Origin of the sequence: Alkalibacillus flavidus (assembly GCF_040545925.1) — a bacterium.
Taxonomy (GTDB): domain Bacteria; phylum Bacillota; class Bacilli; order Bacillales; family Alkalibacillaceae; genus Alkalibacillus; species Alkalibacillus flavidus.
On the sequence record NZ_JBEPMX010000004.1, the window covers coordinates 143,698 to 170,558 of the forward strand.

General features: G+C 40.5%; 23 protein-coding genes. 10 read left to right on the forward strand and 13 right to left on the reverse strand.

Annotated features, from left to right (window positions below; genetic code table 11):
- Positions 1-4: 4 nt before the first annotated feature.
- The gene (gene wecB / locus ABID56_RS05675) at positions 5-1,123 is read right to left on the reverse strand and encodes a non-hydrolyzing UDP-N-acetylglucosamine 2-epimerase (protein ID WP_354219653.1); all 1,119 of its coding nucleotides are present in this window, start codon (positions 1,121-1,123) and stop codon (positions 5-7) included.
- A gap of 67 nt (positions 1,124-1,190) precedes the next feature.
- Positions 1,191-1,625, reverse strand: a complete 435-nt coding sequence (locus ABID56_RS05680) for a VanZ family protein (RefSeq protein ID WP_354219654.1) — start codon at positions 1,623-1,625, stop codon at positions 1,191-1,193.
- 162 nt (positions 1,626-1,787) lie between these two features.
- Between ABID56_RS05680 and ABID56_RS05685 the strand changes: the two genes are divergently transcribed.
- Positions 1,788-3,773 carry an acyltransferase family protein gene (locus ABID56_RS05685; protein WP_354219655.1) on the forward strand — a complete coding sequence of 662 codons (1,986 nt, stop codon included), beginning with the start codon at positions 1,788-1,790 and terminating at the stop codon, positions 3,771-3,773.
- A gap of 19 nt (positions 3,774-3,792) precedes the next feature.
- Here ABID56_RS05685 and ABID56_RS05690 read toward each other — a convergent pair whose 3' ends face one another.
- Together ABID56_RS05690 and ABID56_RS05695 are read right to left on the reverse strand one after the other, a co-directional pair.
- A complete protein-coding gene (locus tag ABID56_RS05690; RefSeq protein WP_354219656.1) occupies positions 3,793-4,893 on the reverse strand; it encodes a phosphodiester glycosidase family protein in 1,101 nt (366 codons plus the stop codon).
- A 21-nt stretch (positions 4,894-4,914) separates the two neighbouring features.
- The gene (locus ABID56_RS05695; protein ID WP_354219657.1) at positions 4,915-5,976 is read right to left on the reverse strand and encodes an acyltransferase; all 1,062 of its coding nucleotides are present in this window, start codon (positions 5,974-5,976) and stop codon (positions 4,915-4,917) included.
- A 288-nt stretch (positions 5,977-6,264) separates the two neighbouring features.
- Here ABID56_RS05695 and ABID56_RS05700 point away from each other — a divergent pair, with 288 nt between their 5' ends.
- The 4 genes from ABID56_RS05700 to menC all read left to right on the forward strand — a co-directional run bounded on the left by ABID56_RS05700 (position 6,265) and on the right by menC (position 10,408).
- A complete protein-coding gene (locus tag ABID56_RS05700; protein ID WP_354219658.1) occupies positions 6,265-7,221 on the forward strand; it encodes a nuclease-related domain-containing protein in 957 nt (318 codons plus the stop codon).
- Positions 7,222-7,407: 186 nt separating this feature from the next.
- Positions 7,408-8,517 carry an amidohydrolase gene (locus ABID56_RS05705; RefSeq protein WP_354219659.1) on the forward strand — a complete coding sequence of 370 codons (1,110 nt, stop codon included), beginning with the start codon at positions 7,408-7,410 and terminating at the stop codon, positions 8,515-8,517.
- Positions 8,514-9,296 carry a GNAT family N-acetyltransferase gene (locus ABID56_RS05710; protein WP_354219660.1) on the forward strand — a complete coding sequence of 261 codons (783 nt, stop codon included), beginning with the start codon at positions 8,514-8,516 and terminating at the stop codon, positions 9,294-9,296. Before ABID56_RS05705 ends, ABID56_RS05710 begins: the two co-directional genes overlap by 4 nt.
- Entirely contained in the window at positions 9,293-10,408 is a 1,116-nt protein-coding gene (gene menC / locus ABID56_RS05715; protein WP_354219661.1) for an o-succinylbenzoate synthase, read from the forward strand. The genes ABID56_RS05710 and menC overlap by 4 nt, the downstream gene beginning before the upstream one ends.
- Before the next feature lie 165 nt (positions 10,409-10,573).
- Here the strand turns inward: menC and ABID56_RS05720 are convergent, their stop codons facing one another.
- The 5 genes from ABID56_RS05720 to ABID56_RS05740 form a co-directional block, all read right to left on the reverse strand.
- Entirely contained in the window at positions 10,574-11,770 is a 1,197-nt protein-coding gene (locus tag ABID56_RS05720) for an efflux RND transporter periplasmic adaptor subunit (RefSeq protein ID WP_354219662.1), read from the reverse strand.
- A gap of 1 nt (position 11,771) precedes the next feature.
- Positions 11,772-12,428: a hypothetical protein gene (locus ABID56_RS05725; protein WP_354219663.1), complete on the reverse strand. Its 657-nt coding sequence runs from the start codon at positions 12,426-12,428 to the stop codon at positions 11,772-11,774.
- Positions 12,429-12,553: 125 nt separating this feature from the next.
- Positions 12,554-13,168 carry an RDD family protein gene (locus tag ABID56_RS05730; protein ID WP_354219664.1) on the reverse strand — a complete coding sequence of 205 codons (615 nt, stop codon included), beginning with the start codon at positions 13,166-13,168 and terminating at the stop codon, positions 12,554-12,556.
- Positions 13,169-13,183: 15 nt separating this feature from the next.
- Entirely contained in the window at positions 13,184-13,612 is a 429-nt protein-coding gene (locus ABID56_RS05735; protein ID WP_354219665.1) for a zinc ribbon domain-containing protein, read from the reverse strand.
- A 261-nt stretch (positions 13,613-13,873) separates the two neighbouring features.
- Positions 13,874-14,890, reverse strand: coding sequence for a C40 family peptidase (locus ABID56_RS05740; protein WP_354219666.1), 1,017 nt, complete (start codon positions 14,888-14,890; stop codon positions 13,874-13,876).
- A gap of 199 nt (positions 14,891-15,089) precedes the next feature.
- Here ABID56_RS05740 and ABID56_RS05745 point away from each other — a divergent pair, with 199 nt between their 5' ends.
- Complete coding sequence (locus ABID56_RS05745) at positions 15,090-16,547, forward strand: S-layer homology domain-containing protein (RefSeq protein ID WP_354219667.1); 1,458 nt, start codon at positions 15,090-15,092, stop codon at positions 16,545-16,547.
- A gap of 610 nt (positions 16,548-17,157) precedes the next feature.
- On the opposite strand, the gene ABID56_RS05750 is transcribed toward ABID56_RS05745, so the two are convergent.
- Positions 17,158-18,843: a phospho-sugar mutase gene (locus tag ABID56_RS05750; protein WP_354219668.1), complete on the reverse strand. Its 1,686-nt coding sequence runs from the start codon at positions 18,841-18,843 to the stop codon at positions 17,158-17,160.
- 103 nt (positions 18,844-18,946) lie between these two features.
- On the opposite strand from ABID56_RS05750, the gene ABID56_RS05755 reads away from it, so the two are divergent.
- Positions 18,947-19,465, forward strand: coding sequence for a GNAT family N-acetyltransferase (locus ABID56_RS05755; protein WP_354219669.1), 519 nt, complete (start codon positions 18,947-18,949; stop codon positions 19,463-19,465).
- A 20-nt stretch (positions 19,466-19,485) separates the two neighbouring features.
- Here the strand turns inward: ABID56_RS05755 and rpiA are convergent, their stop codons facing one another.
- A complete protein-coding gene (gene rpiA, locus ABID56_RS05760; RefSeq protein WP_354219670.1) occupies positions 19,486-20,169 on the reverse strand; it encodes a ribose-5-phosphate isomerase RpiA in 684 nt (227 codons plus the stop codon).
- A gap of 536 nt (positions 20,170-20,705) precedes the next feature.
- Between rpiA and ABID56_RS05765 the strand changes: the two genes are divergently transcribed.
- The gene (locus ABID56_RS05765; RefSeq protein ID WP_354219671.1) at positions 20,706-21,083 is read left to right on the forward strand and encodes an FGGY-family carbohydrate kinase; all 378 of its coding nucleotides are present in this window, start codon (positions 20,706-20,708) and stop codon (positions 21,081-21,083) included.
- A 180-nt stretch (positions 21,084-21,263) separates the two neighbouring features.
- On the opposite strand, the gene ABID56_RS05770 is transcribed toward ABID56_RS05765, so the two are convergent.
- Entirely contained in the window at positions 21,264-22,991 is a 1,728-nt protein-coding gene (locus ABID56_RS05770; protein WP_354219672.1) for a hypothetical protein, read from the reverse strand.
- 322 nt (positions 22,992-23,313) lie between these two features.
- Between ABID56_RS05770 and ABID56_RS05775 the strand changes: the two genes are divergently transcribed.
- Positions 23,314-23,916, forward strand: a complete 603-nt coding sequence (locus ABID56_RS05775) for a hypothetical protein (protein ID WP_354219673.1) — start codon at positions 23,314-23,316, stop codon at positions 23,914-23,916.
- A gap of 239 nt (positions 23,917-24,155) precedes the next feature.
- Positions 24,156-25,202 carry an S-layer homology domain-containing protein gene (locus ABID56_RS05780; protein ID WP_354219674.1) on the forward strand — a complete coding sequence of 349 codons (1,047 nt, stop codon included), beginning with the start codon at positions 24,156-24,158 and terminating at the stop codon, positions 25,200-25,202.
- Positions 25,203-25,269: 67 nt separating this feature from the next.
- Here ABID56_RS05780 and ABID56_RS05785 read toward each other — a convergent pair whose 3' ends face one another.
- Positions 25,270-26,628, reverse strand: a complete 1,359-nt coding sequence (locus ABID56_RS05785) for a hypothetical protein (RefSeq protein ID WP_354219675.1) — start codon at positions 26,626-26,628, stop codon at positions 25,270-25,272.
- Between the last annotated feature and the right edge of the window lie 233 nt (positions 26,629-26,861).

A 26,861-nucleotide genomic window follows, 5' to 3' on the forward strand; every position in this document is an offset into this window, starting at 1 on the left:
TCACTTAACGTCTTGAAAAATAACCGACTATTGCATCCGCAATACGCCCAGATGCTTCGCCGTCTCCGTAAGGATTGGATGCGTGAGCCATCGACGCATGTGACTCATCGTTTGATAACAGTTCATCTGCTAGTTCGAAAATATGGTCTTCATTCGTGCCCGCAAGCTTCAACGTCCCTGCTGCAACGCCTTCTGGACGCTCCGTCGTATCACGTAACACAAGGACAGGAACGCCTAATGACGGCGCTTCTTCTTGGACACCGCCAGAATCGGTTAAAATCAAATGCGCTTTCGCCGCGAAATTATGAAAATCAATAACACCGAGCGGTTCGATTAAATTAATGCGATCGTCATCACCTAAAATCGAATTCGCTGTCTCTTGGACGACAGGGTTCAAGTGCACAGGGTACACGACGTGAATATCGTCATGCGCCTCAACCATTCGTTTGATCGCACGGAACATTTGCTCCATATTTTGCCCTAAATTTTCCCGGCGGTGTGCGGTTACAAGGACGAGTCGTCGTTCGCCAATCTCATCCATAATCGGGCTTGTATAACCATCATCAACCGTCGTTTTAAGAGCATCAATCGCTGTATTGCCTGTCACGACAATCGAGTCGTCTGATTTATTTTCATCCAAAAGATTCTGTTTCGCTTGATCCGTCGGGGCGAAATGCATATCAGCCATCACACCCGTCAATTGACGGTTTAACTCTTCCGGAAACGGCGAATGCTTATTCCACGTGCGAAGACCCGCTTCAACGTGACCAACAGCCACTTGGTTGTAAAACGCCGCAAGCGATGCTGCGAATGTCGTCGTCGTATCACCATGAACGAGCACGATATCAGGCTCTGTTTCTTTCATCACTTGGTCAAGCCCTTCTAACGCGCGGTTCGTCACTTGCGCTAGTGATTGTTTTGCTTTCATAATATTTAAATCATAATCCGGTTCGATATCAAAAATCGACAACACTTGATCGAGCATTTCCCGGTGCTGTGCTGTCACGGTTACAATCGTTTCAAACTGCTCGCTTCGTTTGTTTAATTCCAGCACGAGCGGCGCCATTTTAATTGCTTCAGGCCGCGTGCCGAATACAGTCATGACTTTTATTTTTTGGTCCAATTGGGTCACTCCATTTGATATAGTCACTTTGAGAATACGCTATTTAATTACTTATTTCAACAAATAATCAATTGTTAGACACTCGTTTTCGGTGCCATAAAACAAAAACACTTATACCTAGCATGATACCAATAGAATCAATAAACACATCGCTCACTTGACCGGCCCGTCCTTCTATGAAGGTTTGATGGTATTCATCAGATGCCGCATAAAGCAAACTCAACAACAGTCCTATTCCGATTCGAGTCAACATTTTTTCGGTATGAAAACGCACCGCATTCATAACTAAAATCGCTAAAACGAAATAGACAAAGACATGCGCACCTTTTCGAACTAGAAAGTGAAATGCTTCTGATTCTTCTAACCCAAACGGCAAGATGGCAAGAATCCATTGCATCACACTGCCACTTAAATCACTAGATTCTGTTCCTGGTTGGTGAGAGAAATAAAAAATGAACGCCATCCATAAGATGACTAATACCCAAGCAGTCGTCTGGCGCATGAAAACGCTCCTTTAACATATTTTAAGTTAACTATAACACGAAATACGACTCCTATAGTAGATAATTTCAAACTTAAATATAGTCCTTCCGTTCATTGTAAATCTATGTCATTCGTTATAAAATATTAATGATATGATTTTTGAACGACTGGAGATGCTAATATGCAAGATTTGAAAAGCCCTGAGAAAAAATTTCGTCCAGAAATAGAAGGTGTACGAGCCGTTGCAGCTATGCTCGTCGCCATATACCACATTTGGATTGGTTCTGTTTCAGGCGGAGTAGACGTTTTTTTCATCGTTTCAGGTTATTTAATTACGACATCATTATTATCAAAAATTGAACGATCAGGTCGTTTACAAATAGGTGAGTACTTGCTCGGTTTAGGACGACGCTTATTGCCATTAGCGTTAACCGTTACCTTCGTCACCACGGTTGCGTCTTTCTTTTTACTACCAGAAGTTCAATGGGGCCAAACCGTCTCACAAGTATTTTCATCCATGTTCTATTATCAAAATTGGCAACTTGCGATTAATTCTGTTGACTATTTAGCTCAAAATAATGTGGCAAGTCCTTTCCAGCACTTTTGGGCTCTATCGTTACAAGGTCAATTTTATATCACGTGGCCGATTATCATTTTATTAGCCTTTTTCCTTGCTACAAAACTATTTAAAACGCCGCTTCGCAAAACATTACTAAGTGTTCTTATCACATTATTTATTGCATCTTTGAGCTATTCAATTTATATTACGGCCGTTAATCAACCGTGGGCTTATTTTAGTTCATTTGCACGCGTTTGGGAATTCAGTATCGGTGGGATGTTAGCACTTCTATTGCCATATTTATCATTCAATAAAATAACGAGTTTAATGGCCAGTTGGCTTGGCCTTGCCACGGTTTGCCTAACAGGGATTATCTTACCTGTTTCTAGTGTATTTCCGGGCTACGCCGCACTACTTCCAATTACCGGCGTGATTTTAATTATTATTTCTGCCGAAAACGCAAGTTCATACGGTGCACAAAAATTACTCGGATCAAGACCACTCATGTATTTCGGTAGTATATCTTATGCCTTTTATTTATGGCATTGGCCGATGTTAATTTTCTATTATAATTATTTCGATGTGTCAGACGTTCCGTTTTTACACGGCTTATTCATTATTGTTGCAGCCTTCATTTTATCCGTCGTCACGTCGAACGTGTTGGAATCACCTGTCCGCAATTTAAATGTACGTACTCAAAAACGACGTCTAGCTACTATATTAGTTACCTTTTTAATACCAGCTGTTATTGTTGGAGTCGCTTGGAATCAGTATATTACAGAAGCACAAGCAAGTAACCTTGAGAATATATCAGTTGAAGGTGGTCCAGAACCTTCCGCAGATGTTTTCGATACATCTCTTGAAGATGTGCAACCATCGATGATCGAAGTGTCATCTGATTTACCAGTTCTTTACGATGACGACAGTTGTTATTCAAGTACGACAGATCCTGAGGTCAATATTTGTTCAATGGGTGAGACTGAAAATCCTGATTATACCGTCGCGTTAGTAGGCGGATCTCACTCAGGGCACTGGTACCCTGCTGTTGAAGAGGCAGCTAAAGAATTAAATCTTCAAATTGATTTATACTTAAAAGACGCTTGTCGTTATTCTACAGAAGACTTTGACGGTAAACTATCTGAATCGTGTATGGAATGGAACGACAATGTCGATGAACCATTAATTGAAAGCAATCCTGACTTAGTCATCACAACAGCAACTGTTGCAGGCGATTTGAGCATACCCGATGGTTACATCGAAAAATGGGAGAAGCTTGAAGGTGAAATGCCTATTTTAGCATTACGTGATCATCCACGTATGCCTGAAGATGTTCCGACTTGTTTAGAAGAGAATGGGATTGAAGAGTGTACCATTGATCGTGAGGAGATATTAAGAGACGGTATACCGTGGGAAGATGAAGAGAATTTACCTGATCATGTTTATTTCGCTGACTTCACAGAATACCTTTGCGATGATAACAATTGCTACCCAGTTGTCGATAGAATGATTACCTATCGTGATAAACACCACTTGACCGCTGTTTATGCTAGATCATTAGGTGGACCATTAACTGAAGAAATCAATCGTATCTTACAACAAATAGACTAGAGCCTTGGGTGGCCCTAGTCTATTTTTTCGTTATGAAAAACGCATTATGAATCGGTTCTAGTACGCCAGCAGATGGTCTATTTACGACCTCATCCTCTACGATCATCGTGGATGAACTTCCCCCATCAAGATTAAGTGCTTGGTCAGCACCCCATTCAGCTAACCAATATGACAATTCCACTAAACTCATACCTTGATGATACGTTAAATATTTCCCTTCCACCGTCATGAAATATATTTCATGACGCTTATGATTGATCGCAACGACGGTACGCGGTGCTCTTTTTTTAGCGACAAATCGTTCAGGACATATATCTAAGTTCGGTTCTCCACCTTTGACAAGTTCGGGACCACTCGCAACGATCCAGCGCATATCTTTCCAACGATCATCAATATCAAACGACAGCGAAATCGTATCCCCTGGTTTAAGGTTAGATGAATAAGGTAGTTTCAGTATGATTTCATTATTAGGAATGATTAATGTTTCAGACCTGTCTGCTTGTCTAATCTGATTGATGTAGCCAACGTGATGTTGTCCCCACCCCATTGGCAAATAGTTTCCTACTTCAATAAATACTAACGTGTCACCTTCAGAAATAGAATATTGAAACGTTGAATCTGTGTACAACACTTCCTCGTCTTGGTTCAACACATTAAAATGCTTCACGTTAAAGGTTTCGTGTTGCGATTTCACTCTAGCCCTTAACTGAAAAGAATCGATAACAGGCTCATCATCATGAGTCACACCAAATGCTTTCGGCGTTTGCATATAACCATTTTCACCTGACAACGTCCCAACATTCGTTAACTGATCATTCTCTGCCATCATATAAACAGGTTTTTGTGATTTTGGATTAAAAAAACTCCCATTTATACGAGCTACGGCAGACGATTGGTCAAATTGATCTAACGCTTGTAGTCTGTCGTCATGTTGCCAATCGAGCTGTAATGAAGATGATGACCAATCAAACGTTAACACATGCATCACATGTCGATGACGCACGTGTAACTTTGAATAATGAAGCCCTTCTGAAACAGGCATCTGAGTTATTGTCTTTTTTGTATCACTTGTTTTGAAGCGTTTCACATGACGAATAACTGGCTCGAAAAATCGTTTCATTCATCTATCTTCCTTTACTCTTTAACGACCTACGATATAAGCCGAATAAGGTATATAGCGTTTGATTAAATAAACAATTGTAAAACTAATTGCGATTGTTAACATAAACCTTAATACCATCCCGATATGAAATAAATAAGAACCTTCCCAAACAAGCCAGTAATCGAGATAATTAATGACCATTGGGTGGACAAGGAATATCCCAAAAGAATAAACACCTAACTGTCTAAACCAGTTAAATCGCCTTTTCGCGACAAAATGCATCACAACTAAAATCGTCATCGCCGACAAGCTCGAGAAGGTCATATACATAAAATCTAAATAAACAGTAGCAAACTCATTCAAATCCCAACGTACTAAATGATGCATATACACATATAACAATCCAATTAACATCATGGCCGTTGCGAATAACCATGCCATTCGAATTTTAAACAAACGTTTGATTTGGCCATAATATAACCCAACAAAACCACCTAAATTAAAGAAAAACAAATAAGAGAAAAAATAAGACGTTGCAAACGGCAACCAACTATAAAAGTAATCAGTCACATAAACCGCAGATTGCACAACTAATCCAATCAATGGAAGTAACCGAACAAACCATAATGATTTTTGCGCCCAATATAGCAGTAACGGGAATAATAGATAAAGTTGAATTAAGACAAAGAAAAAATAAAAATGATAAAACGTATTACCTTGGAAAAATAATTGAAACAACTCTATGAAATAATCAGCATTTATATCAAACTGACGAATACTCAGCCAAGTATGTATCTCGTACAACACAACCCACACGACATATGGCGTAAAAATATACATAAACCTATTTCGAAAATATTTACTAAAGAAGCCTTTATGAAGAGGACGGTCAATATATCCATAAAACATCACGAGCCCCGTAATAAAAATAAACGTCGCCGTACCATAACGGAAAAAACGATTTAAAAACTCATAAATAGGATACGATCCAAACGACGGATCAATGATATGATAAGTCATAGCTGATGTATGAATCATCACGACCGCCAACATCGCGAAACTTCGCATATAGACGATTTCTTCAATACGCCCTCGCTGCATGATTTTACCTACTTTCTTGTATAATCTCATACTCAATTATTTTATCATATTTAATATAGCAATCGGCTCATGAATTGAGGTCGGCGATATATTCTGGACTTCGACGATAAAACGAAGAGTTCGGCGATATATTTTGGATTTCGACGATATAATTCCTGAGTCGGCGATATATTTATTAAATCGATGATATATTTATGCAATCGACGATATCTACATTTTTTAATACACTTGATTCGAACGTGCGTTCTTGTTATAATGAAATCCCCTATCAAAAAAGGAGATGAATAAATGATTATCCTCCCCCTCAAAAAGAACCACGAACTTGAACAGCTTGAATTGCTCGTCCCGCGATATAAATCTCAAGATTCAACATTTCAACTACTTCAAGAAAAATTAGGACGCGAGCGCGCCGGTTATAAAGGTGAAAAAAATGTCCAACACTTCCTAAACTCACTTCAAATCAGTGATTTGTTCGTTTTATACGGGTATCGAAGCTTCGGTGTTGATAGTTATTTTCAAATTGATACGTTGCTGATCACGACACATTTCATACTCATTATTGAAAGCAAACATATTAGAGGGACTTTATCATTAAATGACTTTAATCAATTAATCCAACACTATAATGGCACAAAAACGGTATTCAATAACCCTTTAATGCAAGCAAAAGTCCAGCGTTATCAACTTACTTACCTCCTACAAAAACTTCAATTAAATCATTTACCGATTCACACTTGTGCTACCTTCACACATTCAAAAGCAGAGTTAAATTTTAGTCAACAATCTCCAAATATGTTTCCCGTTCAAAACTTGTTGAGCTTCATACATCAACTATTTCAAAGTCAACCTGATCCGTTAATTTCAAAACAACAAGCTATGAATATTGCGCGCACCCTAAAAGATTATCATCAACCAAGAGAAGTAAATCTTCTTGAAGAATTAGAAATTGATAACGATTTAATATCAAAAGGCGTTCGGTGTACAAATCCGTTATGTCAACACTCTAAAATGACACGTGTTCACGGAAACTGGCAATGCAATAAGTGTCAATACAAAGACCGCTTTGCTCATCTACAAACATTTAAAGAATTCGCTATTATTTACGGCACACGAAACATTATCAATCAACAAGCAAAATCTTTTTTAAATATAGATTCACCTCAAACAACTAAACGACTACTTTCAATATTAGAAAAGTTAGGCGATAATAAAGGTCGAATTTATAAATTAGACTCACTTTTTTGACTCCGATTTATTTTTGGAGTGATCGACGATATTTTTCAGATTTCGACGATAAAATTGCAGAGTCGACGATAAATTCTCGAATTCGACGATATATTTACAAAATAGACGAAAACATCACTTGATATATTGCCCTCTCCTCCAACGTATGATAGTTTAAGTAAAATACAATCGCAGGGGGCTCACCAATTGGGGCAAACATTAAACGAGATTTGGACGCATTTACATGATAACGCGGAGATTAGTTGGGAGGAGTTTAAAACGACGGAATACATCGTTGAGCAGGTGACACCGTACAACCCGAATAAAATCGAGACGTTTGACGATATGCCGGGTGTGGTCGTGGAGATTGGAAGTGGTAAGCCGGTTGTTGGGGTTCGTGCAGATATGGATGCGCTTTGGCAGGAAGTCGGCGGTGTCCAGCAGGCGAATCATTCGTGTGGGCACGATGCGCATATGACGACGGTGATTGGGGTGTTTAAGCAGCTTGCCGAGAAAAATCTCAATGGAACCGTTCGATTTATTTTCCAACCGGCTGAGGAAAAAGGAAATGGCGCGCTTGCAATGGTGGAAAAAGGCGTTGCGGACGATCTCGATTATTTGTTTGGCATGCATTTGCGGCCGAAACAGGAGTTAAGTAGTGGTGAATTTGCGCCGGCGATTATTCACGGGTCGGCAAAATTTATTAAAGGGTCGATCACGTCGGCGGATACGCACGGAGCGCGGCCACACCTTGGCATCAATGCGATTGAAGTGGCGGCGGACATGATTCACCACATTCGCCAGTCGCATTTTGACCCACTTATTCCTCATTCGATTAAAATGACCGAACTACACGCAGGTGGCAAAAATCCGAACATTATTCCGGGTAAGGCGCATTTTGCGTTGGATTTACGGGCGCAACAAAATGAGTTGATGGATGCGATGTCGGAACAAGTAGAACGGATTGCGCGTCAGCTTGAATCATTACATAATATCTCGATTGAGTTAGAGACGGGTGCGCATATGGCGGCGGCTGTGTATAACGAAGAAGCGACGGCGCTATTAGATGAAGGGATTCAAGCAGTGGATGCGGATAGTCGTCGGGCGCCTATCACGACGACGGGCGGCGATGATTTCCATTTTTATACACTCAAGCGACCACAAGTAAAAGCGACGATGCTTGCGATTGGTTGCGATCTCGGGCCAGGTTTGCACCATCCTGATATGACCTTTAATTTTGACGCGATACCGAAAGCGGTTGATATTTTGAGTGAGGCTGTTGAAAAAGCGCTCAGTCAAGGAGGCGAACGCGCATGAACATCAGGCGCTTGACAACGATTGACGAAATGCCACTCATGCAAAAAGTCGAAGAAGCGGTTTGGCAAATGGCTCCCATCCCAGTTCATCAACTTTACACGACGGTTAATCATGGCGGTCTTATTTTAGGTGCGTTTGATGGAGACGAGATCGTGGCGTTCAGTTACGGGTTTCCCGGGTTCGACGGCAAACGGACATACCTTTGCTCGCATATGCTCGGGATTTTGCCTGATTATCAACAAGCAGGACTTGGCGAAAGAATGAAGCACGAGCAAGCGCGTCATGCGGCGGACATGGGGTATGACATGATGACGTGGACGTTTGATCCGCTTCAAAGCATGAATGCGTATTTAAACTTAACGAAGCTCGGCGCTCGCGGGGCTCATTACAAAGTAAACCATTACGGCGCGATGAACGACCGGCTGAACCAAGGACTTGAGACCGACCGGATTGTGATTGAATGGCATTTTAACGATGACAAGCCAGTCGGGCTGCCGGACGTGACTGAATTAACTTCGCTCGTCGACGTGACAGATAGCGTTCCAAAAGCGCGAGTCGATCGTTTTGATCCATCAATTGACGCGTTCATCGTCGCAATTCCGCGAGATTTTCATCAAATCAAAACCGACGACCTCGCCCTTGCCAAAACGTGGCGTGCCGAAACGCGTCAAGCTTTTGAAAAACTTTTCGCCAATAGGTATGAGGCGCGTGCGGCGGTGCCTGTACGAGATGAAAACGTGACGCATTATTACTTTTGCAAAGGAGGCGCCTCGTCATGATTCCGATTAAAACGATACGGTTACGCAAATTAAATATGGCGCTTGTGACTCCATTCACAACAAGCTTTGGCACGTTTCACGACAAGCAATTTTATGTCATTGAAGCGGAAGACGAGCAAGGCCACGTCGGCTACGGGGAATCTGTCGCGTTTACGAGCCCGTGGTACAACGAGGAAACCGTTGAAACGAATCGACACATCATCACTGACTTTCTCATTCCAGCACTAAAAGGCGCGACTATTAAACATCCAGAAGACGTTGATTACCTTTTCAAACCGTTCCGCCGAAATTTAATGGCGAAAGCCGCTATGGAAGGCGCGATTTGGGATTTGTATGCTAAGCAACAAAAGATCCCGCTTGCAACTGCGCTCGGCGGCGATGCACGCACCATCGACGTCGGCGTGAGCATCGGCATCAAGCCATCAATCGATGACCTCATCACATCAGTAAGACAAAGCGTCAATCAAGGTTATAAACGGATTAAAGTTAAAATTAAGCCCGGCTGGGATGTAGAGCCATTATCACGCGTTCGCGAAGCATTTCCAGATATCGATATGATGGCTGACGCGAATTCCGCTTACACGTTAAACGACATTGACACCTTAAAACAACTCGATGATTTGAACTTAATGATGATCGAACAACCGCTAGCACACGACGATATTATTGATCATGCTACATTGCAACAAGCGATCGGCACGCCAGTCTGTCTGGACGAAAGCATTCACTCTCTTGAGGACACGCGTAAAGCGATTGAACTCGGCAGTTGCCAGATTATTAATATTAAAATCGGTCGCGTCGGCGGTTTGACTGAAGCGAAGCGAATTCACGATTATTGTTTGAAGCACGGTATCGACGTCTGGTGTGGCGGCATGCTCGAGGCTGGTATCGGCCGTGCACACAACATCGCGCTAACAACACTTCCCGGCTTTACGCTACCAGGTGACACTGCCGCGTCAAGTTTATACTGGCATCAAGATATTATCTCACCCGAAGTGACCGTCCAAAACGGCGTGATTCACGTGACGAATAAGCCCGGTATTGGTTATGATCTCGATGTGCTTGCGTTGGAGAAGTTTACTGAGGAGACGGAGGCGTTTTCGGTGAATTAATTGGTGGTCGACGATATATTCCAGAAGTCAACGATATCTCGCGAAACTCGACGATAAATTCGTGAATTCGGCGATATTTTCTGAAACTCGACGATATCTTATTGTATTTTCCCAACAAATTCAATCAAAAACCATCGCGCCCGCGCGCGATGGTTTCCACTCACCTTATCGATATAATAACCCTTTCAATAACGGCGTTTGTTTAGCAAAATCAAACATATCGAGCCACGCCATTTCGCCAGCATCAAACCTCGTCGTGAGCGGCGTTTGATGACGGAAGCGTTCTTCTGGTTCAGTCGCATAGTGAATTCCTGGTGGCATATCTGCAATTTCGATCCAACCGTCCATATGAATGCCGGTTCGCACGTCGACTAATGACACGCCTCCCTCACCTGTGATGACGGGTAGCTGCGTATCGACCAAATGATCTTCACGCACGACGCTTGCGTTTTCCGACGCGTCTAAAATAACATCCAACTCGACTTTTTCGCCTAATAATAAACGATCGGCATTACCATTCAACGTGGCATTAAGAGCATACCTCGCTGGTTTGTCACCATCGAACGTTTCAGGCACATCATTCACACGCGCGACCTCACCGTCTACAACATCGTTCACGCGCGTTGCCATGCCTTGTTCGACTTGTTTTTGCTGATCATCCGACAATTTGGCCATTGCCACCTTTTCGTCGCCTAAAATCGTAACAAGTGGATCGCCAAGGCTAGGTGAAATCTCTTCAACAACTCCTTCATAAGGGCTTGTCACTGTAATCGTTTCACCTGTTGATTCTAATTCATCTAACTGGTTTTCTGCGCTATCACGTTTTGCCTCTCGAACCGCTAAATCACGTTCCAATTCGGTGATAAATTGCTCTTTTTGATATTCCGATTCAATCGGCTCGGTACTCGGTAAGTCAATTTCATATTCGCCATCATTCACTGAAAATGATGACTCACTCGAATTTTCCGGAATCGTATAAAATTCCATTTCTTGAATTAAGTCTTCTATACGACTAATCTCATCATTTAACTGTGAAATCTCCGACGATAACCGTCTTTCTGTTTCAGCATAATCCGTCACTTGATAGGCGTATAACGGATCACCAACGGAGACGCTGTCACTTTTCTCAACAAAAAATTCCTCAAATTCCCCGCGACGTTTATCAAAATAAACCCGTTGTTCGGAAGCCGTCATCATCGCGCGTTCCGTCAACGTCTCTTCCATATAACGCTGACTGATTTCCGTCCATTCCGACACATTCGATTTGCGCTCAACTCGGGCTTCGCTATCAAAAAATATCAAACAACTATTAACTAAAACAAATAACCCTACCATAACAAACAACCAACGTTTCCACTGCATGCTACACCCACCCTTCTAAGGCGTATGTTAAAACACCAATCATGATGTAAATGAATAGGTGAAGGCCAACTACGATTAACCAAACTTGCCAACGTTCCAACGTCGCAAACCTGCGTAAGTAGATACCTTGGAAATAAGCGATCCAGATTTGAATGACGGATAACGCCCCTAATGGATTGATCAACCATTGATGATCCGTTAAGTACACTGCGATGACGCCAAAGGACATCGGCGACATATTCCAATCCACGCCAAAAATCACAAACAACGGTATCCACAAAATCCGTTCAATAATAATCGCGAAAAGCGCCACTTGTTGCATGAGCACCAATTTTTTATACGGGATTTTCGTCCATAAATAAAAATAATAGCTTACGAGATATAAAACGCCAATTGCTAAAATTAGAGCGTACACCATGCGTCCGATAACAAACCAAAACTGGGACGCGACATATTCAGCCGTCGACAACTCCGTTAAACGATCTGACAACGATTCGGTCCCCATGCCATATAGCGACATGACGATGTAGGCGATCAATGTTGCTGCGATTAACCATAACTGCACTTTCCACTGATCGCGTATCGTCTCTTCTTTTTCCAGTCGATAAAATTGCGCGTCCGGAGCTTTTATGAATCCAAATAAATAACTGCGATGCATCTCTATCATTCCTATTTTTAGTCTTTATGTTTACTATTGTAAGTGAAAAAGCCTCGTTTGTCATTTGGGTTTGTCCAATCTAAGCAAAACGTCTGCTCCGTTCATAACAGAGCAGACGTTGACTATTAGCGTGACCGAATCACAAGCGTTCTCGCGATCATATCGTGTAGAGCTTGCTTTTTCGATGTGAAACCAGCCATCATAAAGCCAATATAAAGCGTAAAGGCTGATAAATTCAAGGCTAATCCACGACCGAACCCGCGCGCGAATGAAATGCGATTTCCATTCATGTCGGTTACTTTAATACCGATCATCTTCTTACCAGGCGTCGCTTGCCATTTAGACGCATGGAAAATGCCCGTATATAACGCATTAAACACAAGACCGATTAAAAATGCCCATGTTTCGAACGCCGCGAATGCTTCGTCAGATGGTGCACTATAAGGATCGCTCGACATCATGAGTACCACTATAATTGATCCAATTAAAAACATTGGAATTGCTAAAATAATACCGTCTAGTAAATACGCAACAGTTCGCAGCCAAAAACCTGCATAGTACTGACTTCCCGGCCGCGCCTGTTGTAAACGTTCGCCACACTGGACGCACATTTCCTGTTTTTCAGATGTTTCTGAACCACAACTTTGACAAAAATGATGACTATTTAACGGACGCACACCACAGTTCGGGCAGATCTCCGTCTTCTCCGACACATGATGCCCGCATTCTCGACAATACATACACTTATCCCCTTATTAGAAAAATTCCCATTCATCAATATCCTTACCATCCGCTACCTTCTTCGACACTAAATACGCATCAATGATAGCAAAAGGCGTCGTTATAATAGCTGATGTACCAAACGTCACAATACCTAGCACAACACTCACAGCTAAAATCGCAAACCCTTTCTTAACCTGGCCAATCACCATTTGACCTAAGCCAGTAAGGAAAAATGACAGCAACGCCATTAACCACGGCGGCTTACTCTCCGTGCTTGCGGATACTGGTGTTGACACTTTTTTATGTACTCGAACCCCACAATTCACACACATCTCCTGATTAGCATTGATCGATTCACTACAATTATAACAATAATTCACTTCACGAAACGGCCGTACCCCACACTTCGGACACAATTCCGCTTTATCCGAAATCGATGCAGCACAATTTGGACAATACATCGAAGCACCTCCTTTTTCACTAGTTTATACAAAAAATTGCCATAATGGAAGGCTGTTCTACAAGATTTTGTTGTTTTTTGTAGAAATCACCTCCCGCCTCCGCACTTATCTCATAACTCACTCTACTTATTAAATAAATGCTAGCATTTATTTAATAAGTGGATGATTTTATTTCAAAAATAAGTTTAGTTATTTAATAAATTGGGAATGTAGTGAATAAAGAAATCGCCACGCTATAATAGAGTGACGACCATAAAACATTTATTTACTTATAGCACGATTGAGTAATACAGCAAATTCAGCACGTGATAGTGTTTTATCTGGCTGGTATTCACCTGCATCATTACCTTCAGTGATGCCGTTTTCTTTCATCGCCATAATCGATTCGTATGCATCGTGTGATTCAGAAACGTCAGGGAATGCTTCTGAGCTACCTGAATAATTATAATCAAATACGTTAGACATTAATATAGCGACTTCCGTACGATCAATTGACTCTTCACCATTAAACGCTCCATCTAAATAATCAAGGTGGCCAAGTGTTTTAGCGCTGGCTACTTCAGCTTCAGCCCATGATGCTAATTGACCGTTAATGCCAACATCTTCAGCAGTAGCTGACGCATCAAAGCCTTCTGAACTCATTAGTAGTTTAATAACTTGTTGTCGTGTCACATTCTGTTTAGGTGCAAATTTATTATTACCTACACCTTCTAAAATTCCTTGGTCATACAATGTCTCAGCTGCATCATATGCCCAGTGATCTTCTGATAAATCATCAAAGATGCCTGCTGATTCCATCGATGCTTGAACAACTTCTTGTTGTTCATCATCAAAATCCGCTACGCGTTTAGCGCCGATATATTTTGGTCCCCAATAATATTTTCCATTAATGTTGTCTATCGTTACACCATTACTAGAAGAGGCATGAATAAATTGGTTATCACCTATGTAGATACCTGCGTGTGAGACACCTGAACCAGAAGTGTTAAAGAAAACAATATCTCCTACTTTTAAATCACCTTTGGATACTGACTCCCCAACTGAATACATCCCATCTGTCGTTCGAGGAAGATCTTCATCAAATTGCTGAAATACATATTTGATATATCCAGAGCAATCAAATGCAACAGAAGGATTCATAGCCCCAAGTGAATATGGTGTTCCAATATATTGTTTTGCCGTACGAATTAGTTCTTGTTCGTCTGCCTGTATTGAATTAAATGGAATAATCATGATTGCCATGATTGAAATTAGAAAACTCTTAGTTAGTGTTCGCATCTCTTTCTTCCCCCTCGTAAGCAAGAGTATATCATAGAACGACAGAGTGTAATATTACAGTTTGATAACAATTTGTTTAAAAAGACAAAATATTTAGTTATAATATTACTCTTTCAACCTTTAATAACATATTTTGTATCACATACCTGTTTATCAATCATCACTTTTCTCGTATAATAGATTCAAAGGAGATGATAAAATGGGGAAAATAACTCTACATAGTTTCATCGTTTTATGTAGTCTACTAATTATCGTATCAGCTCCACTGCATGCGGAAACAAACGACGTTAAAGAAACATGCGATTACACTGAAACAGAAGGCGAAAATCCATCCTATCAAACGATGAATTGCTTGTTAACAGAAATCGCGTTAAACCATAACGTGCCACCTGAAATCGTCAAAAGTATTGCCGATACCGAAAGTGGTGGGTGGAAACAGTTTGACGAAACGACAGGCGAACCAATCGTCACGGAAGATGGTGGCATTGGTGTGATGCAGGTCACGAACAAATCAGAATATAACAATGAAAAATTAAAAAATAATATTCCCTACAATATCAAAGCCGGCGTCGAAATCTTAAAATCAATGTTCGAACGATCCGATTTGCCACAAATCAACCAAATGAATCCTCAATTTCTAGAAAACTGGTATTTCGCGATCATGGCGTATAACGGAACAAAACCTGTTAACAGCCCGGTTGTCCAAGCGACTGGTGAACGAAACACAGATGCGTATCAAGAAAAAGTGATCCAAAACATCAACAACAATAGTTTAATAGAGCTCGAGACAATCTCATTTTCACCAGAAGACTTTGATTACAATCCTGATTCTACGGATAACATCGATTTCACAACGATGGATTATTCTATTGATGAACCACTGACCAAGTCAAAACATCTTTTCGAAACAGACACGCCTGTCACCGCTACAACCGATGACTTAACTGTGCGTGTCGAACCGACGACTTCCAGTGCTCGTGTAACGCTCCTTAACCCTGATGACATCGCTTATATCGACGGTGACTTTGTATATGGAGAAGATGAAACGAGCCAAAATCATTTTGTCTGGTATCCTGTTAGATTAGAAAATGGTCATGAAGGGTATGTCGCATCAAGTTTCTTAAAAATGCATTTCAAAGACGTTCCGAATGACCATTATTCAACTGACGCGATCTATTACTTAGCGAATCGCGACTTATTACAAGGTGTCGGAGGCGGGGCATTTGGTTTTGATCAAGATTTAACCCGCACACAGGCCGCTATTTTACTCAACCGTGCGAATGACGTCTCATTAGATGGTCGCCCTGATGTACCATTTACCGACGTGCCAAACGACTATAACTATTACAACCATATCGCAGCGGCCGCTGATGAAGGATTTTTTGAAGGTAATTCGGATGGTAGCTTTGGTATTCAAGACTCTTTAACCCGTGCAGCGATGGCTCAAGTGTTGCAACGGATTTATCAATTTCCTGAAGCCAGTGGCAACAACCCGTTCACTGATGTTAGCGAAGACGCTTGGTACAGACAGGCTGTTCTCAACTTGTATGAAGCAGGCATAACAAGTGGTGTTGCGGACAATCAATTCGCCCCACAGCAAACGGTTACAAGACAACAATTCGCTGTTTTCTTAACACGTATTTTAAAGAATGACTAATAACCAAAAGAGACTTAGACAAAAGTAAATAATGCAAAGTTAAACCCGAACAATTTATAATAAAATAAATCGTTCGGGTTTTCTGCTTAAATGACGCTCCATCAAAACACTTCGCTTGGTTCTCCGTGACATAAGCTCAACATCGGCTCTGCTGGCGCAATCGCCGTGTTTCCTTTACCGGGGCACGGCTCGAGCCAGGCAACCTCATCGAATATGCTTCCTTGAAACTTGCACCGAGGAAGCTAGCTTCGAAGCACTACGAGAAGACGCAGGTGCATCCCTCGGGGGACAAAGGAACTTCGGCTAAGTACCGGACGTCCTGTCCGAACGCCGAAGTGACCCACGTCCTGTGCGCCTTCGTGCTGTTCCCGTGACGACCCGGACGGTCTAATGTCGACGTTGGTCACAAAAGCTGATTTCATAAGCTTCCTTGACTAATTCTGCGCCGAGTACTCGCAGGCGCAGGACGTGACCGAACTTAGTCGACCAGGCGTCTACGTGTTTTGATTCCGCTTCATTAGTGCTTAACTGTTTTGCTACTCAAACATTCGTCTTTTGTACAATTGAATCTACTTTTGTCCCAGCCCCTTCAACTTTACTCACTTATTGATCAACCTTCCACCCGCTTCAACACACGCTCTTTCAAACGGGATAATCGTTCGTCGGCATCCTCGCGCGTTTTGCCTCGCACACCAAAATAAAACTTCATTTTCGGTTCAGTGCCAGATGGACGCAAGCAGCACCACATATCATCATCGAGCCAAAATTTCACGACATTTGAATGCGGTAAGTCGAGTGACTCAACCTCGCTCGTCGCAACATACGTCCGCGTTCCTTCACGATAATCTTCAACCACTAAAGCGCCAGCGAGAGGGTCTTCGCGAAAATCTTCCATGATATCCGTAATTCTCTCTTGCCCTTCAGCACCTGATACTTTTAACGAATGCAAGTCTTCTACATAATACCCGTGGCGTTCGAACAATTGATCAAGTGCATCAAACAATGTCATGCCACGTTCTTTATAATACGCGGCCATTTCACACGCAAGTAAGGTTGATTGCAAAGCGTCTTTATCACGTGCAAAATCTTCGACTAAATAGCCATAGCTTTCTTCATAACCAAACACGAAATCATACTCGCCATTCCGGTTGTATGTCTCAATTTTTTCAGCAATAAACTTAAAGCCTGTTAATGTATTAACCGTCTCAACACCATAATGAGCAGCGACTGCCTGACCTAATTGTGACGTCACAATTGTATTGATCATCACACCATTCGCAGGCACGTCATCTAAATTCGCTAACTTATAATCCAACATTAACGCGCCAAGTTGGTTACCGGTTAACACGTCATACTCACCCTCCGCATTTTTCGCCGCAACTCCTAAACGGTCAGCATCAGGGTCCGTCGCCACTAAAATATCCGCACCGACGTCTTTCCCTTTTGCCACCGCGTATTCAAACGCCTGATGTTCTTCAGGATTAGGCGATTTAACCGTCGAAAACTCAGGATCTTCCACCACTTGGTCCTCAACGGCATGCACGTTTTTGAACCCAGCTTGTGCCAAACTACGCATCGTCAAATCATAAGCCGTGCCATGTAGCGGCGTAAATACAATCGACAAATCGTCACGCGCAACGTCTTTGCGATACGTTACCATCCCTAGGCGTTCTAAATAAGCCACATCAACCTCGTCATCAATCCACTCCAACAGCCCGTCTGCTTCTAAAAGCGTCTTATCCACGACGTCAATCGCCAATTCATCCTCAACGGCATTCACTTGCGCAATCATTTGGTCGGCTTGCACTGGTGGCAATTGAGCGCCTTGCTCGTTATACACTTTATAGCCGTTATATTCAGGCGGATTATGGCTTGCCGTAATCATGACACCCGCACCAGCATGCAAATGGCGAACCGCAAACGATAACGTCGGCGTCGGGCGCACCCCTGTAAACACAGACGTTTTAATACCATGAACACCAAGCACTTTCGCCGTTTCAAGCGCAAAATCAAACGACTGATAACGCGAATCGTACGCAACGACAACGCCTTCATCAGCACGCCCTTCCGCTTCTAAATAAAGTGCCAATCCTTTCGCCGCTTTTCTCACCGTATAAATATTCATCCGATTCGTCCCAGGCCCGAGCACACCGCGCATGCCACCTGTGCCGAACTCAAGCGTCCCATTAAATGCCGCTTCAGCCTCAGATTCATCCATCTTATGTAAAGCCTCTTGTAATTGAGGATCTAAATCGTATTTTGCTTTCCAACGTTCATATGTATCTTGCCAAGTCACTAAAAATCACTCCTTTAACCAAACCTTCTCCTACCTATTATAACGGATTTCGTCGCAAAATGGTAAAATGGATTAACACTAATTTATTGAGAGGAGACTAAATATGGCTGTTTACATCCGCCCCGTTGAACAAGAAGACTTGCCGAACATCTTACAATCGTCGACAAACCCAACCATTCGATTCTTGACCGGGACAACCGCGACATTTTCGTTAGAACAACTACAACACCACTTCGACAAGGCAAAACACGATGATACCCGCTTCGATTTTGTCATTTGTTTAAATCAAACCGGGGAAATCGTCGGAGAGGGCGCCATTTTAGACATTGATTACGACAACCGATCAGCAGCTTTTCGCTTGGCCTTAAGCCATCAAAACCATTTCAATCAGGGGTACGGTAGCCAAACGATACGCATCATTTTAGCAATCGTCTTTTACGAATACCAACTTTACCGTTTGCAACTCGAAGTATACTCACACAATCCACGAGCAATCGCCACATATGAAAAGCTCGGCTTTAAACGTGAAGGTGTACTGCGTCAAGCACTCTATTATGACGGAACCTTTTACGACGAAATTGTGATGGCGATGTTGAAAGATGACTATTTGAAAAAGTCTTAGGCGTATAACGTATTAAACTCTTATACCCCTTTTTCATAAATTATCACCTCTTCATCAACACCAACTAAAACTATATCTGTCATATCTAAAAACAATCCGACTTCAACAACGCCGACAATCGATTTGATCTGATCGCGTAACATATGAGGATTTTCGATTTGATGAAAATGGCAGTCGATTATAAATTGGTCATTATCCGTTTCAAATGGTAACCCATCGACCTCCCGCAACACAGCATCACAACCTAGTGCTTCAAGCTGTTCTCGAATCGAATCCCAACCAAATTTCACAACTTCAACAGGTAACGGAAACGCACCAAGCTGATTGACCATTTTGGATTCATCTGCGACAACGATAAATTGTTTAGCCGTTACATCGACCATTTTCTCACGCAATAACGATCCGCCGCCGCCTTTCGTAAGCTGAAAGTCTGGGTCGATTTCATCAGCTCCGTCAAAAGCTAAATCGAGCTTCGGATGATCTGATAAAGTCGTTAATGGAATTCCTAGTTGTTTCGCTTTTTGTTCTGTTTTAACAGACGTCGGAACGCCTTTGATTTGTAAACCGGCTTGGACACGTTCGCCTAACAAATCAAGGAAAACATCCATCGTTGAACCCGTCCCTAGTCCTAAGACCATGCCATCTTCCACGTATTCAATAGCCTTTCGCGCAGCATGGACTTTTTGTTTTGATTGATTCGTCATGAACACTCACCCCTCTATTTATACTAAAATCGCTAACAACACTGAAATCGTCACAACGCTTAGGACTGTGGTGACCAGTGTGACGCTTGAGACCAAATCCGGCCTTGCTTTTAAATTCGAGCGTAAACAAGGTCATCATCCTGCCTATTTCAAACTTATTAAACGAAATATTCGCATCTCCAGCGGTAACGCATCAGCAACTATTAACTCCGCTATACTAAACATTCTCGTATATAAATTATTATCTAATAAATTCAAACTAATCCCAAGCAAAAAGGCATGAGTGTCTGACATTTTAAATACCGAAAAAAACGCATGACGAATGTTATCGAAGAACGATTAAGGGAACAAACAAAAATTTCCGCCTATCATAATGCGAGCTATATTGTGTCGATAAAAGTAAACTTACTGTATCGCTGGTTAGGGGAAAAGTCGTCAATCATTTCATGGTCACGGTGATAGGATTGTTTAATATTCACTAACTAACTTAGGATGATTATCCGTTTAGCAACGTATGCTTACACGGCAAAGACCATATGGTACGCGCGAGCATGGAAGGCGTTATTTATTCAATCTACCATATCGGACACGCACTCGAGCGCTTAGGCAACCAACACGACGTCATTTACGCAAGCGACGGATTCGCGAGGTCTAGCCTGTGGTTACAAATGCTAGCCGACACATTTGGTAAACCCGTTAAAATCCCTAACAGTCACCAAAGTTCCGCATGGGGCGCCGCGTGGTTAGTGCTATGTAGTGTCGAAAACTATCATTTGAAAGACATCAAACATTCCGTGACCATGAGTCACGAAATCGAACCGAATAGTGTTAATCACGACAAGTATCAACACATCTTTTCTATCTACAAAAACCTATACGACCAACTCAAAACGACATTCCACCAGCTGCCCTAGATTGTTAGACAATTCCTTAAGATTGTTAGACAATTCCTTAAGATTGTCAGATAATCTCTGATGATTGTCTAACAATCTCGGAACATTATCTAACAATGTAACGACTTTATCTGATAATATTGGTATAATGTTACAAAATATCAGGGGTTGAGCGACGAACGCTCAACCCCTGATATTTTTTTATTTCCCTAATTTCCCTTTTTCATAAAGGAACTTCTCTTCTGCTTCTTTAATCCAATCTTTAATATTGTTTCCTTTATCAACTATAAATTGAAAAGAAGTTCGAGTGCGTTGACGAATTGCCTCTTCTGCCTTAATGATATGCAAATAAAAATCTTTCTTCATCGCATCACCTGTTTCGTTAACGTACTCCGCTTCATCAATGATAGCTTTCAATTCGTTCTCCAATTGAGATGATTCAACATTATATTCTTGGAAAAATCGGACAGCTTCAGCATAAATATGTCCTACTTCTTTATCGGATAATTTATCAACTTCTAAATGACTATATCGATGTAACGCTTCATCAATTATATCATAACGTTCTTCTAGCCACTGTTGAATCGTTTTATAAGCAACATCATCATAAGTAGGTGCCAGAAACTGTCGAATAGTAGACGTTGGTTTATAGTCTCGGCGAATATAATGGTCTATTTGTTTTAATTCATGACGAATAGATTGCAATATTCCTGGTATGTTCATTAAAAAATGACGTTGTGCTTGTGATGTGTTTTGCATCCGTTTTATAAATTGGTTGCGGTAAGTTTTTTCTAATGACGCCCTTGCCTTATTCAAATCTTGATTGACGCCACGAACCATTTGTCTTAATCTCTGATGCTCATCCTTTTGAGCCTGTTCAATTAAACGATGACCTTCTTCCGCTCGATTCTCGTAAACTTCATATGCCTCTTTCATTGCTTTTTCTTTGACCGTATTCGTCCCCATTTTACCTCCGACAGCGCCAACGATTCCTCCAATCATACCACCTGCTGCTGCTCCAACAGGTCCACCAATTGTACCGACTGCTACACCTGCTTGAGCCCCGGCAAAACCACCTGCACCGACGCCAGCAGTATCTAAGCTAACATTTTTCATAGATGACCCCATATCTGTTTTACCTTGACTATGCAATTTAATTTCGCGCACTGATGACATGGCTAAACTAACTAAAGGAATCCCACCACCCATAGCATCAGCTGAATTTAAGTCACCAATACTTGATAAACTATCATGAGTAGTTTCATGGATACTCGCTGGGTCTAGTTCGTCAAAAGACATCACATGTTCATTTGCTTGAAATTGTTCACCTAAAGTCGAACTTGTGACAACAGGAACATCAGGGTATTTTTCGAAATGTTCTGCTATAACAGAAGGAGATTCACCGCCTTTAATTTGCCACGGCTCGCCATCGACTAACAAATCCCAACCTTCATTATTAGCATTATTAGGAAACTGAACATCATAGCCCATTTTCTCTAATGCATCAGCTGACTTCATCTCCATCACGTAACCTTCAAAACGCGTCATCCACCCTTCTGCCGCATCAGTCCCCAATACATCCAAGTATTTATCATCTATGTAATCGGCCATGTTATTGAAATTCGATAAATCTTCTGAGAAGGAAAAGTCCATCGCATCCATGACAGCAGGGTCTACTTGGCTCAAATAATATAATGACGGCATTTGACCAATTGCACCAGCAGCTGCAGCACCTTTCCAACCGTCCATAAAATGAAGATTATCTCTATGATGTTGCGTATCCCATGACTGTTCATATGTGTTTAATTGAAGTTTATCAGAAGGTAAAAACTCTCTAGCTTGAGAACGATAATTGTTGACTAAACGCCATCTAAACAGACCATATCCTCCCACGCCTAATATACCAGATAAAACAATCCATTCCAGCATCTTTATCCCACCTTATTAAGACTATATGCTTAACATTATACGACAAATTACATATACAATAAACATTATATTGTTATTATTATGAAAAAAATAGTAATATATTTAATATATTTAAATTATATTTAGGAGGAATATAATGCCAAACTATTGTAAATCGTGTGGATCAGCATTAGAATCCGACAGTATCTATTGTACAAATTGTGGTACCAAAGTGATAACAACACATAAAACTAAAGTATCTAACATTACAAAAAATCGCATGTCCAAATCCAAAACAATCTTAGTTGCATCATTCGCCATAATTGTCATCGGAATCTTCGTTGTGGCTAATCTAGACTTTCAAGGGATATCAGATGAACCAGAAGAATACGACCCTGATCAATACAGCAACGACCGTGTTGAGGTTACAGATGAATCTAACACCGATAATGATTCTTCAAACCTTGAATCTAATGAACAAGAAATTCCTTATGTGAATGGCAACGGTGATTTAAAAATAGGTGAAATGTCTGAAGAGGAGCTTGTCAATTACTACGAGTCCACCTTAGAAAGTTTAACTATTGGCGAACAAAAGATTTCTGTTGGAGAATGGGATATTCGCGAAAGTGATGGGCGTTTATTCATAGAGGCTGAATCTCCTACAGAAGAGGCATTAGAACAAATTTTCACAATGTACGATAACGGGAACATTGAGCCAATACGTGAATGGGGCAAAGAAGTTGCTCAATTAACAAAAGAGATTGAATCCTACTACAACCAACCTTGGTTCGTCGACGCGGGAGGGAATTGCATGAGTGTTTATCCAAAATCATTACCAAACTCCATTCTCTCAGGTTATGCTGGCTCATGTGGTTATTCAATTCCAGTATTAGATGGGGATTCAGAGGATGGATTTTATTTAATGGTTGAAGAGAAATTAAATTAAGCAGGATGGTTATAACGGACGTAACTTCAATTATCACTCTGAAGTAACGTCACAAAACGTCCTAGACTATATCATCAACTAATCCATAAGACTTATTAAAATATTTAAATATGAGCAGGATTGTTTACTTTTATGTAGAATTTAAGTAATTAAGAGAAGTAAATGGTTTTTTAAATTTATTTGATTGGAGGTTTTGTAAATATAGCTTCTCACATTACATATTTATAGGAGTGGTTAGTTTGAAATTTAAAAGAAAAGTTTTAAGTCTAATAATTGCTATCCCTTTGTGTATCAGTTTATGGGGATCATCGATTACAGCTGCATCACCATTTTCAGATGTCCCCGAATCCTACAATCATTACAAACCAATCAGCCAATTAGTTGAATTAAATTCTATTAATGGGTTTGAAGACGGAACATTTAGACCTCACGAGACACTCACACGAGCACAAAGTGCAATCATTATAGGTAGTACTATAGAAATTGACACCTCAGTATCTCCTCAACACGAATTTAATGATGTATCACCAAATGTAACAGGACATGAGTATATTAATGCACTAACCAATAAGAACGTTTTTTCAAAAGTTGATTCTGTTAATATGACTAAAAAAGATATTACAGATATGGGCTATGAATATGTTGATACATTTGTTGAAGATGGAGAAAAACATATTGCTTATATTCAAGACGGAAATTTATTTGTCAAATTAACTGAAGATGGCAGAAGTGTTATAACCAATTGGGGAAACACTCATCGTGATGATATATTAAATGGTACGTACGAAAGAGACAGTAACTCTATACCAGATCTAACCTACAATCTCCCAAATAGTTTTGAAGTGAAATCACAAAATAGTTTCGACCTCACAGGTAATGGAATAGATGAAGAGGTCATATTTATCCAAGACGGTGATAATGTGCTTGAAGAAAACAATATGGAAGTCCGTGTTTATGAATATTTAGAAGACCAAAATGCGTGGTCACGAGTATTCACCAAAACATTAAACAACATTTACACCCCTTATTCATTAAAAGCTAATGGCAGTGCAACTGATGATGAACGAGAACAAATTATCTTCGGAGTAAATTCAGGGTCTAGTGCTTTTCTTACTTTCTTCGTAATAGGTAGTAATAATGATGGAAAGATCAAAATTTTACTTGAAAATGATGATTCCATTCCTAGTGGTGACATCTATTTTGACAATAAACAACTAATAATTGAAAGTAAAAATGAAATATTCGAAATATACGAATGGAAAGGAAATGGGCTGACTAGACAATAAACTTTAAAAAATCGATCATTCATCCATAAAACGAAGAGAGAGGAAAAAGACCCTCTCTCTTCGTTTTTTATGGTATTTGACCTTCGTTATATAATTCAGAAACTTCTTCATAGGCGTCATGGTAATAAGGCAGACTAGCGTCAAATCCACCATCATCTTCGGCATATCGCATAGAAGAATTAACATGACTAACAAGAACAGAATAATTATTAATCAACTTATATATTTTGAAATTGTCATCAAATGAATAGAAATAATCCTCCATTTGCTTATGACGTTCTGTTTCAACGATAGCATCTAATTCATCTTTTTCATCAGCAAGAAAAGGATCTTTCTCAAAGTCATAATCACCTTCATACGTGTCAATTTCATGCCTCACATCTTCCATAACGTCCTCAACTTGTTTTTGATACTCTGATATACGTGACAATGCCGTTTCAAAATCAAGTTGAGTTAATTCTTCATCAGAAGACTGATTTTGTTCTGGGCTATCATTATTATCAGCTAGTTCAGAGTTATCATCTTCTACATTTTGTTGATCATCTGATGTATCTTCTTGTTGATTTTGTTCATTTGACCTATCATCTGAATCTTTTTCATCGTCATTATCTGATGACTCACGGGGATCATAATAAGGTAAATCATCAAGAATATTACCATCTTCATCAAATTGCTGATCATTAGGTATATCATCATAATATAAGTAATAATAGTTTTCGTTATAACAAGAATGGTCTTGATCTGCTTTTTGCTCTAATGTGCAATCTTCTGTTTTATCACTAGTGGCATCATCTGATGACTGTTCAGTTTTTTGATCTGACGCTTGTTTATCTACGTCATCTTGAGATTGTTCTTCGGGATTGGAAGATTCGTCATCATGTGTTGTTTTATCTTGTTCATTATCATCATTTTGTTGATTGTTATTTGTATTAGATTCAACTTCTGATGTGTCATGCTCATCATCTTGAGAATTTGAATCATGTTGTGAATGATGATCATCTTGATCAGAATGAACATTAGTATCAACATTAGATGCATCATACTGCTGATCATTTTCATTTTCTGTGTCATTATCCTGATCGGATTGAGTTGCTACTTGCTCATTGCTTTTGTCTTCTGATTCTTCTTGGTGTTGATCAGATTCATCATCAGATTCCATCTCATCTTGGGAAGATTGATCTTCGCCTTGATTGTCGCTTCTGGTATCATCGTTAAGACTTTGTTCGTCAACATTTTCATCGTTGGGTTGACGTTTAGACTCTTTGACTTTATTATCACTTGAATCCTCCTCACGACCTTCTAATGATTCAGCTTGATCACTTTCGGCATTTTTATCTTCAATATTATCTAACCAAAATAAAGCCAATGCGCCATAAACTGTCAACAAAAGTGTCATCATCAATGACATTAAAAGTTTTGTTTTCATTTCTTTCACCTCATTTAAACCTAAAGACATAAATCAGAATACGTTTCACAAAATTTAAACTTTTTAGCACCTGCAACACTTCGATATAACTATCTATCTGTATCTTTAAGACTATATGCTTAACATTATACGACAAATGATAGGATAATCAAACAATATTTTGCATTATTTGTTTTTGCAATAAACCATTATATTTTTGAAATAAATTTCACTAATTATGAAATAACTGCTTT